This is a genomic window from Flavobacterium chungangensis (assembly GCF_042654045.1).
GTDB classification, from domain to species: Bacteria; Bacteroidota; Bacteroidia; order Flavobacteriales; family Flavobacteriaceae; genus Flavobacterium; species Flavobacterium chungangensis.
The window spans coordinates 1-551 of sequence record NZ_JBHSFY010000049.1 but is presented as its reverse complement, the minus strand read 5'-3'; the positions used below and the strand labels follow the sequence as shown (position 1 = coordinate 551).

Below are 551 nucleotides of genomic sequence, written 5' to 3'. Positions count from 1 at the left end.
CCCATGCGCGAGTTGGCCGGACGCATCCATCCCTTGCCCGCGACGCTGGGCAACGCGATGGAGCTTAAATATCGCGACTTCCTCACCGTGGCGCTGATGATCAAATCGGACGATCTTTTCCCCGATAACTGGATCTACATCCATGATTCGAAGGTACAGGTCGGCCGCATTCAGAATTTCCGCAGCTGGTCGCCGGAGATGGTGCCCGACCCCTCGCTCGCCTGCGTGGGACTGGAATATTTCTGCTTCGAAGGCGACGGCCTCTGGTCCGCACGCGACGATGAACTGATTGACCTCGCCAAGCGTGAAATGGCGATATTGGGTCTTTGCGACCCGGATCAAACCGGCGCAGCGATCCTATGATCTCTGGTCGCGCTATGCCGACCTCGCCTTGCCGATCTCCGTCATCGCGCCATGCTTCAACGAGGAACTGTCGATAGCGGACAGCGCCCGCGCCTTGTTGGCCTTAGAATATCCGGACCACGAAGTCATCTTGGTCAATGATGGATCGAGCGATGGCACCCTTTCGGTACTGATCGAGCAATTCGATC

General features: G+C 57.9%; 2 protein-coding genes. Both read left to right on the top strand.

From position 1 onward, the window contains the following. Positions 1 to 363, top strand: a 363-nt coding sequence (locus ACFO3N_RS25010; RefSeq protein ID WP_465254304.1) for a hypothetical protein, incomplete at its 5' end; no start/stop codon positions are given. After that, the coding region (locus ACFO3N_RS25005) for a glycosyltransferase (RefSeq protein ID WP_379801529.1) at positions 305 to 551 on the top strand (247 nt) is incomplete at its 3' end. The genes ACFO3N_RS25010 and ACFO3N_RS25005, both read left to right, overlap by 59 nt.